Annotated in this window: 7 protein-coding genes; 2 read left to right on the forward strand and 5 right to left on the reverse strand. The window is 31.7% G+C overall.

The window, feature by feature from the left end:
• Positions 1-27: 27 nt before the first annotated feature.
• From B3578_RS03635 to B3578_RS03655, 5 genes are all read right to left on the reverse strand, one after another.
• Positions 28-1,443 carry an L-serine ammonia-lyase gene (locus B3578_RS03635; RefSeq protein WP_125350222.1) on the reverse strand — a complete coding sequence of 472 codons (1,416 nt, stop codon included), beginning with the start codon at positions 1,441-1,443 and terminating at the stop codon, positions 28-30.
• 207 nt (positions 1,444-1,650) lie between these two features.
• Positions 1,651-2,133 (reverse strand): hypothetical protein, encoded by a 483-nt coding sequence (locus tag B3578_RS03640; protein WP_219034200.1) that lies wholly within the window; start codon positions 2,131-2,133, stop codon positions 1,651-1,653.
• A 9-nt stretch (positions 2,134-2,142) separates the two neighbouring features.
• Complete coding sequence (locus B3578_RS03645; RefSeq protein WP_038336322.1) at positions 2,143-2,844, reverse strand: NUDIX hydrolase; 702 nt, start codon at positions 2,842-2,844, stop codon at positions 2,143-2,145.
• Positions 2,845-2,877: 33 nt separating this feature from the next.
• Entirely contained in the window at positions 2,878-3,348 is a 471-nt protein-coding gene (locus B3578_RS03650; RefSeq protein WP_038336320.1) for an Lrp/AsnC family transcriptional regulator, read from the reverse strand.
• A gap of 213 nt (positions 3,349-3,561) precedes the next feature.
• Positions 3,562-8,157, reverse strand: a complete 4,596-nt coding sequence (locus tag B3578_RS03655; protein WP_291047077.1) for a translocation/assembly module TamB domain-containing protein — start codon at positions 8,155-8,157, stop codon at positions 3,562-3,564.
• 63 nt (positions 8,158-8,220) lie between these two features.
• On the opposite strand from B3578_RS03655, the gene tsaD reads away from it, so the two are divergent.
• Together tsaD and B3578_RS03665 are read left to right on the forward strand one after the other, a co-directional pair.
• Positions 8,221-9,240, forward strand: a complete 1,020-nt coding sequence (gene tsaD / locus B3578_RS03660; protein WP_291047078.1) for a tRNA (adenosine(37)-N6)-threonylcarbamoyltransferase complex transferase subunit TsaD — start codon at positions 8,221-8,223, stop codon at positions 9,238-9,240.
• Positions 9,240-9,947 carry an RsmE family RNA methyltransferase gene (locus B3578_RS03665; RefSeq protein ID WP_291047079.1) on the forward strand — a complete coding sequence of 236 codons (708 nt, stop codon included), beginning with the start codon at positions 9,240-9,242 and terminating at the stop codon, positions 9,945-9,947. The genes tsaD and B3578_RS03665 overlap by 1 nt, the downstream gene beginning before the upstream one ends.
• Positions 9,948-9,987: the final 40 nt, after the last annotated feature.

The raw sequence follows: 9,987 nt of genomic DNA on the forward strand, positions 1-9,987 counted from the left end.
ATTATTTTACTGATAATAAATAAGTTACTAACAATCTGCAATATTTACAGCAACTGCCAAACCTCCTTCAGAAGTTTCTTTGTATTTATTATTCATATCTTTTGCAGTTTCCCACATCGTATTCACAACTTTATCTAACGGAACTTTCGCAGTCAACGGATCTGTATCCAGTGCTAATTCTGCTGCATTTATCGCTTTAATCGCTCCCATTGTGTTACGCTCGATACAAGGAATTTGTACCAAACCACCAATCGGGTCGCATGTTAAACCTAAATGATGTTCCATTGCAATTTCGGCAGCCATTGTTACTTGCGCAGGAGTTCCTCCCATTAATTCGCATAATGCAGCTGCAGCCATAGCTGAAGATACGCCGATCTCAGCTTGACAACCTCCCATTGCCGCAGAAATAGTTGCTCCTTTCTTAAAAATAGAACCAATAACTCCTGCTGTTGTTAAGAATTGTTCAATCTCTTTTTGACCAGCTTTATGATTTTCGATCACCAAATAATACATCAAAACTGCTGGAATAACTCCTGCACTTCCATTTGTTGGCGCTGTTACAACTCTACCTAACGAAGCATTTACTTCATTAACAGCAAGAGCAAAACAACTCACCCATTTCAAGATTTGACGAAAATATACTTTGGTTTTTCGGATTGATGCAATCCATTCTTGTGAATTAGAATAAGGTGTTGCTCCAACCAAATTTTTGTGCATATCGTAAGCACGACGTTTCACGTTCAATCCGCCTGGTAAAATACCTTCTGTATGACAACCAATGTACATACACTCTAACATAGTATTCCAAACACGCATTAATTCGTGGTGAATTTCATCTTCAGTTCGAATTGTTTTTTCATTCTCGAACATAATTTCAGAAATCGATTTATTTTCTTTCGAACAAAATTCTAATAATTCTGTTGATGTATTAAATAAATATGGAAAAGCACAAGTGACATCTGTATTGGTAGCACTATCATCCTCTTTTGTAATAAATCCTCCCCCTATCGAATAAAACGTAGAAGATAATTCTTCGTTCTCATAGAAAGCTGTAAACATCATTCCATTAGCGTGAAAAGATAAAAACTCACGATTGAAAACGATATCAGTTTCGGGATTAAAATCAATTAAAAATTTATTTCCAAAATTTAATTGTTTATTTGTATTGATTGTATTAATAATATTCGAAATATCATCAACAGGAATATATTCAGGATCAGCACCGCTTAACCCTAACATTACTGCATAATCAGTTGCATGTCCTTTACCCGTAAGCGATAAAGAGCCGTACAAATCTACACGAACTTTTGTAATTTTATTAAAGATAGATGCAGCATCCAATTCTTTCAGAAAAGCTTCTGCAGCGCGCCAAGGACCTAAAGTATGCGAACTTGAAGGACCAACGCCAATTTTGAGCATATCAAATACTGAAATACAATCCATTTTGTACTTTTAATTTATATTTTTTCCACACAAGACAAATATAGCCGTTAAATTCTCATATTCACTTTATTTAAGCAGTTTTTTTATCAACTTAAACAATTAACATGCTTAAAATATTCATATTGAATGATATTAATACAAATAATTCAGCATCAAAAAAAGAGGTCACAACTAATTGTAACCTCTTTTCTAGACTTTATTAAGTTTTTATTTAAACTTGTGCCAATATGGATAGATAATCGCTAAACCATAACCTATAAACACAAATAATGTAAACATGGTAAAAAGTGTTCCATCTGCCATAAATTCGGGCTGCATTGCTGCTGACACAAATAATGATGTCACAACCATATATACACCAATTCTTTTATAAGATTTCACTAAAAAGATACCTATCAATGCAATAACTCCTAAAACAAGAGTCGAAATTGGATACCATTTTGGCATTTCTGGCGCATCTTCGTTCATCATTTGGCGGAACAAATAATCATTTGTCACCAATAATTGATAACCACGATAAAGAATACTCAAAATCAAGAAAACCATTATAAAGATCATTGACTTGAAAAGGAATGATGTTTTGTTTCCTTCGTGTTTCAAATCTTTTGTTTTGGTATTATCCGACATTAAAACTTTTGTGTCAAAAATATCGTCACGTTCTTGATTTTGTTCTACTTTTTGATCTGTCATAGCTTTATTTTAAAATAAGAAATCATATCCTTTCAAACTCAATTTTTCGTATTTTTCTTCATCAAAACGATACAATTTAGATACTTTACGATGTTGTTTAGGATCTGTTGTATTACCTGTTTCGATAATTAAATTTGAGTTAAAGATTTTCTTTCTAAAGTTACGTTTATCCAACTCACGATTCAAGGCTTTTTCATACAAACTTTGCAATTGCGCAATTGTAAACTCATCTCCAAGTAAGTTAAATCCTACTGGACGACGTTTTACACGACGTTTCACACGCTCTTTTGCATATTTTACAATCTCATTGTGATCAAAAGCCAAATCCGGAACACGGTCGTAAGCATACCATTCTCCACCTTGTGTTTTCACTTTTTCCTCTATTTGAGGTGTCAATTTAACCAAAGCGTAATAAGCAACATTTACAACACGTCCTAATGGATTACGAAAAACTTTTGTAAAAGCTTTCAATTGTTCAATATATGTTTGATGCTCATCGTAAGCAATTTTCTCAATCAACAATTCGTGAATTGCTTGATCGTTACTTACCGTTGGCGCAATATATTTTCCTGGCAAAACCAATGCTCCTTTGAAAGGATCGTTTAGTTTTTTATACACCAATATTTTGAGATCTTCTCCATCAAACCCGAAAAGTACGAGACTTGAACATAGAGCGACCTGAAAATATTTTTCTTTTTCTTCGTCTGTCATTTTGTGGGATGATTAATAAATTGAAATTTATTTTTAATGAAAAATTGAATGCATCAATCTATTTTTATCGTTAAAAGATTCTTCTAACGAAATCATAGATTCTGTTCTCAATACATCATCAATTTGATCAATTTTGTAGATAACATCTTTCGCATCAGAAGTATCTCTTGCACGAATTTTACAGAAAATATTATATTTTCCAGACACAACGTGAACCACTGTTACGTTAGGAATTTTATATAATTCATCTATCACTTTCTGAGTTTTGTTTGTTTTTGTAAGTAACAATCCTACATACGCAACAAACTGATAACCCATTTTATCATAATCTGTAATTAGTGTAGTTCCTTTGATGATTCCAGCCTCCTCTAATTTCTTGACACGTACGTGAATAGTACCAGCAGAAACATTCATTTTCTTTGCAATTTCTGTAAATGGCATTCTTGTATTGTCAATCAAATACATCAAAATTTTCTTATCAACATCATCAATTATGTAATTCATTTTCCTAATTTTTGATTATTATTATTATTTTAATAAAAAATCGAATTAATTTTTAGCAAAATTATAAATAAAACAAACAAACTTCAAAATATTTTTTAATGATTTATTTAATATTTTACTTTTGTTATAATAATAGTTCAAAAAAGAAAGAACTAATCACTTTTGTTTGTTTGCGCGAGTTTATTGTCTAACCACAATAAACTCATTTTTTTTTTATTTAATTTTGACTAAACCACGACGTTTTTGTTCCACTTTAGGTTGAGTACTTTTTTGATACGTAACTTTGACCGTATCTTTTGTAGTTTGACGAGTAGAATCTATTCTTCTTTCCTCACTTTTAAACTGTTTCGGAAGTACAATCGAATCAAATCTTTCTTGCTGTTGCTCTTCTTTTTTAGCTTTTGCTTTTCGTTTATTTTCATCTAAACCTAAAAATCCTCTAAACGTATCGAAGCTTTTGTTGTACTGAATTCCTACTCCGAAACTTTGATTTAAGTTATTTTCCATTCCTGGCAATAAACCGAAAGTTGTAGGTTTTGTAAATGCTTTTAAGACCAAAGATCCATTGTTTAATTTCGAGATATCATAAGAAACATCAAAATTCCCATCGAAGTTCTCTTGTACATTTCTATTATTTGTAACCGCAATTCCATACGAACCACGTAAACTTAAACGATTATTAACCCGATAAGAAACAGAAGTTCTAATTTTATCATTTGTCTCCGATTGCGCACTACCACCGACATACTCCATTTGTATATCTACATTGTTCGCAATAGAAGACAACATACCCGCAATTGTCGATAAACCAATATCAGCAGCTGTACTTGTTACACCAGATTGAACAGCCGAAGCATCACCAAATTTACCTGTCAATAAGATATAACTAAACTGAAGCATCTGTTCTTCTGTATTTGAACGGAATTTTGATTGTAACTGCGAATTGATATCCGAACCTGCATTAGGAATTGTTAATCCAAAATCGATAATAGGTTTTTTCAACGTTTCAGAAATATTAATTGATAAGAGAGCATCATAAATTTGCGAATATCCTACACCTAAATAGTCTCCAACATTTGACACCGAACGTTGATATTCAGCTGTAATATTAAGCGTTGCATCAAGTGGATTTCCTGCAAATTGTACCGAAGATCCTTTTTTGATTTTAAAATCTTTTGGAATCAGCGGAAATTGTCTAAACTCATATGTTCCACTTTCTATATTATATACCCCTGTAATACTCAATCCTGCTTTATTCATTAAGAATCTAAGATTTTCTGCAGTTCCTCGCGCTGTTGCTTTATCATTTGTAGCTGCATCAAAAATCAAATTCACCATCGCATTTGGATACGCATTGATGTTGACATCTATCGACATTCCTTTTGGTGCGTGAGGCTCGTTATTTTTCGATTTTTCATCTAGATGTTGGTTAGGAACAAAACGTACCAAATTATTTTCTGACTCAATTGTTGTACTTCCTGTATTTATCGTTAACTCAGAATTTCCAACCACTGTCGCATCTCCAGCAATCTCCAATTCCTCTACCGCACCAAACATAGATACATTTCCTTTCGCAAATACTTTTCCATAAAACAATTCATTGTCTTTAATAGACGTGTTCATCACCAATAAATTATCGGTATCAAAATCTAAGTTGAGACCCCATTTAGATAAATTACGAAAAAGAATTAAACCATCAACTTTTCCTTTTGTATTGTACGCAGTATCTTTAAATGCAATATCATTCAATCTAATAACCCCTTGTCCTGCTCCTTCTTTAAAAACAAATAGGTCGTTTTCTCCTTCAAATAAATAATCAGTTCCTAAGAAATTAACTTTTAATCCAAGATCTTTTGCAATCATATTTCCGCTAAGATTTGGTAAATCAATTGGTCCAGTAATTTTTAAATCACCAGATAACGTTCCACGCATATTAGAGAAAACAGATTTTAAGAATCCTTCTAAGAAATCGATATGAAACTCATCAAAATTGGCATCTACATCGACTTCAGGACCTGTTGGTTTATTAATAATATTACCATAAGCAACCAACGATTGAATTTGCTCTTTCTGTAAACTTGTTTCAAAATTAAATTGTTTATCCGCTACATTATAACCTCCTTGTAAAGTCAAATTACCAAGCTCAAAATCATTTAAACCTAACTTATCAATTTTAGCTTCAAGTGTTGGTTCTAACTTTTCTTTTGTTCTAATAATATCTACTTTACCGTTCGCTATACCGACAATTTTTAGATTATTCAATAATGTTTTAGGAATGATTTTTTCTAAATGCAAATCTTTAAAATCAGCATTGAAATTGTAATCTACATTGTTATTAAATAAACCACTTACTTTTAAATATTGTTCTTCCGATTCTAATGACAAATCTTCAACTTTTAATGATTTATTGATTCGATTAAAAATTACCCGATTAGAATTTGCATCATTCAAATGATTAATTGTCCATTGTGTCGAATCTATTTGTATTGTCGAAGGTGAAAATCCAAAAATCAAATCATTATTATTCTGAACTGTGTGAAAAAGATTTAGATTAAATAAAATTGGATTCTTACGACCTATATTAAAGTCTGTTTTGACAATCATTGTATCATTCTTCGGAATCGAATTTACGTTAATTGCATTAATCGTAACTCCACTCACTTTCATACTATCAATTTTCGCATTAAGTGTTGGTAGTTCTGCAATTGTATTTAGATTAACATTCGACTGAAACAATTGAATTCCTGCATATTTTATACCTGGAGTATCCAATGTCGCTTCCAATTGATTTTTCGTACCATCAATATAACCTTTAACATGTGTATCTGGCTCAATAGAAATCGATGGATCGATATATTGTAATAAATTTTCTTGCACATAAACATCAAACGAAAAAGCCTGATTTGGCGAAACTTTTTTATGGCGGAAAGATGGCACTAGATCTACAAGCGAATTATTGATAACATTTGCAACTTCAGTAATATTAAATTTACCATCAACAGTGGCTTTCATATAATCTGGCACATCTAATGTCATGATTTTATGCGAACCATCTATTTGAGAATTCAACATGACATGTGACAATTCTAACGTATCTTTTTTAGAACGGAAATAAAGATTTTTGACATCAATATTTCCCCTAAAATCATTAATATTTGTCAGCTTAAAATTCCCTTCAACATCGCCACGTACTATTGCATTTAGATTTTTTGTAACTCCAAGAAAATCTAAATTAACTTGACGAATGTTTGATGTAAAATCAAAATCATATGGTTTTCCACTGAAGTTAATTTTTCCGTTCAATTGTGCATTCAAATTAGGATCTTTGATATCAAACAAACCATTAAACTGATAATTTTTGACCAAACCATCTACCGTAATATTTTGATATCTTTTTCCAATCAAATCGATGTAACGAAGATTTCCATCTAAATTTAAATTGATATTTTTTAGATCAGTTCCTTTTCCATCAAATCTAAATTTTCCGCTTACATAACCCAAATCTTTTGCATTTGTTAATTGACGAAGATTAAGATTTTTCGCATCTAAAGTTCCCTTATAAATTAACGATTTTACATCTTTGTAATTCCTAATTTGAGCTTTAATATCAGCATCACCAAGTCCAGAAACTGCGTAACCATTCGCATGAATTTCATTTGGATTTAATGAAATATCACCACGATAATTTAAGTTTCCAAAACGAGTCAACATATTCGGAATTTTCTTAGAAACAAAGGTTGGAAGTAACTTTACAATTTTTTGATAGGATGTATTGATTTTTACATTTCTTGTCGAAAAATTTAGCGAAGAACCATGTGTCACATCTTGCAATTGTAAACGAGAAGCACCAACATAATTATCTTCTCCTTTCAATTCGAAATCTGTAAATGTTAAATTATTCAGGGTTCCATTTACTTTTCCATATAAATCAACCGAAGAATTTTTATCAAATAAATCAGTGAAATAGCGAATTTCTTTAAAATTAATTTTAGATCCTCGATCAAAAAAAACGTCCCAACGAACTTTATTATTAAAATCAGACATATCCGAAGGTTGATTGTAACTCAATAATAAATTTCCGTTTAAAACAGACGTATCCGTTCGTAAATTTAAATTCCCAACTCGAATTTCTTTTTTCGAATAATGAACTTTTCCTGTGAAATTTTGTACGTTATACGTTTCTTTATTTTTTGTTGCAACAAAGCAGAAATTTTCTAAATCGGCCGTAATATCAGAATCAACTAATCGAAACTTTTTTACCGTCATGTTCAACTGCTTCGAATCCAACCAAACATTTCCAGAATTTTGATTAACAATTGAAACTTTTCCGTCCTGTAAAATAAAATCTCCATCTAATTTGAAAATCTTTTTCGGATCTTTTGGTTTATCAGAACTAAAACCGTTCACAAATTTGATGAAATTCGAAATCGAATCACCTTTGTAGGTAATCACACGAATTTCAGGTTCAATCAATTTCACTTCACTCAAATTGATATGATCTTTTTTGATTCCTGGAATTAACGACCAAACATTTATTGTTGTTTCTAAAGTCTTCGACTTCAAAAAATCATATTTGTAATCGTCTTTAATGTGTACACCATAGAAATAAATACGCCCAAAAAAATCAATATCAACCGCATCTACATACATTTGTGTGTTCAACGATTTATTTAATTTTTCTAAGGCAAAATGTGCTATTTTTGTCTGTACCGCAGGGATTTGTATTGCGATTGCTACTGTTAAAACAAGGGTTAAAACGAGTATAATCAACGACAATAAAAATCTTCCTATTCGTCTGACTATTTTCAATGGTTTAAATTTACGATATTTGCAGGGTAAAAATAAGTTATAAATTTTATTCTACAACGAATTATGAGCGATAAAAACTACATTTTAGCCATAGAATCTTCTTGTGATGATACAGGCGCAGCAATTATTGACGGAAATAAAATTATTTCTAATGTTGTGGCAAGCCAAAAAATTCACGAAATATATGGTGGCGTAGTACCAGAATTAGCTTCGAGAGCACATCAACAAAATATTGTTCCCGTCGTAGATCAAGCACTAAAACAGGCAAATATTAAAAAAGAAGAACTTAAAGCAATTGCGTATACGCGTGGTCCAGGATTGATGGGATCGCTTTTGGTTGGCGGAAGTTTTGCGAAATCTTTCAGTCAATCATTGGATATTCCATTGATTGATGTCAATCACATGCAAGCACATATTTTGGCAAATTTTATTGAAGATGCCAACGACGAAAAACCAACTTTTCCATTTTTATGCTTAACGGTTTCTGGAGGACATACTCAAATCGTGAAAATCAATAATTATTTTGAGATGGAAATTTTAGGAGAAACGATTGATGATGCGGCTGGTGAAGCATTTGATAAAGCAGGTAAAATTTTAAATTTACCTTATCCTGCAGGTCCAATTATCGATAAAAAATCTAAGATTGGTAATCCTACAAAATTCAAATTTGCAAAACCAAAAATTGAAGGTTTAAACTTTAGTTTTAGCGGTTTCAAAACGTCAATTTTATATTTTATTCAGAAAGAGGTCAAAGCAAATCCAAATTTCATCGAAGAAAATATTGACGATTTGTGTGCTTCTATTCAATATTCTATCGTTAATATTTTGATGGAAAAAGTAAAAAAAGCATCGGACGAAACTGGAATTAAACAAATTGCTATTGCAGGTGGAGTTTCGGCTAATTCTGAAATTCGTCAACGATTAAAAGATGGAGAAACAGAATTTGGTTGGAAAACTTTTATTCCAAAATTTGCTTATACAACAGATAATGCAGCGATGATTGCAATGGTTGGAAGTTTAAAATTTGATCAAGAGTTATTTACAAAAAACACAGCGAAATCTGTGGCTAAATACCATATTTAATGAAATTATTTTTTGGAGAAATTCATCACGAAACAGCTATCCTGAACGAAGAAGAAAGTCATCATTTTGCGAAAGTTTTGCGCGGAAATGAAGGCGATTTGGTTCATGTGACGGATGGAAAAGGAAATTTGGCTCAAGTTGAAATTACGTCGATTTCTAAAAAAGCAGTTGAAGGAAAAGTAATTGATTTAAAGGAAAATTTCGAACAAAAAAATTACTATTTGCACATTGCAATTGCACCAACTAAAACAATGGAACGTTTGGAATTTTTCTTGGAAAAAGCAACCGAAATTGGTATTGATGAAATTACATTTTTGCAAACTTTTCATTCGGAACGAAAAAATATTAAGATTGAACGAATTGAAAAAATTGTTCAGTCTGCAACAAAACAATCGTTGAAAGCGTATTTGCCAAAAGTAAATGATTTGACAAAATTCAACGAATTTATCAAACAGGATTTTGAAGGTTTCACGAAATGTATTGCGCATTGCGAAGCGGATATTGAACGAACACCTTTAAGAACAGTTTTGGAAAATAACCCGCAGAAAATTTTAATTATGATTGGTCCTGAAGGTGATTTTTCGCGAGATGAAATTTTCGCTGCAGAAGATCACAATTTCACAGGAATTAGTCTTGGATATCAACGTTTCCGTACTGAAACTGCAGCTTTACAAGCTGTTTTTGCTGTTGATTGGGGATTGAAATAAATGATTTTCACTATCAAGCCCCATAAATTCAGCGGTTAAG

The organism is Empedobacter sp. UBA1574 (genome assembly GCF_002322895.1).
Lineage (GTDB): Bacteria > Bacteroidota > Bacteroidia > Flavobacteriales > Weeksellaceae > Empedobacter > Empedobacter falsenii_B.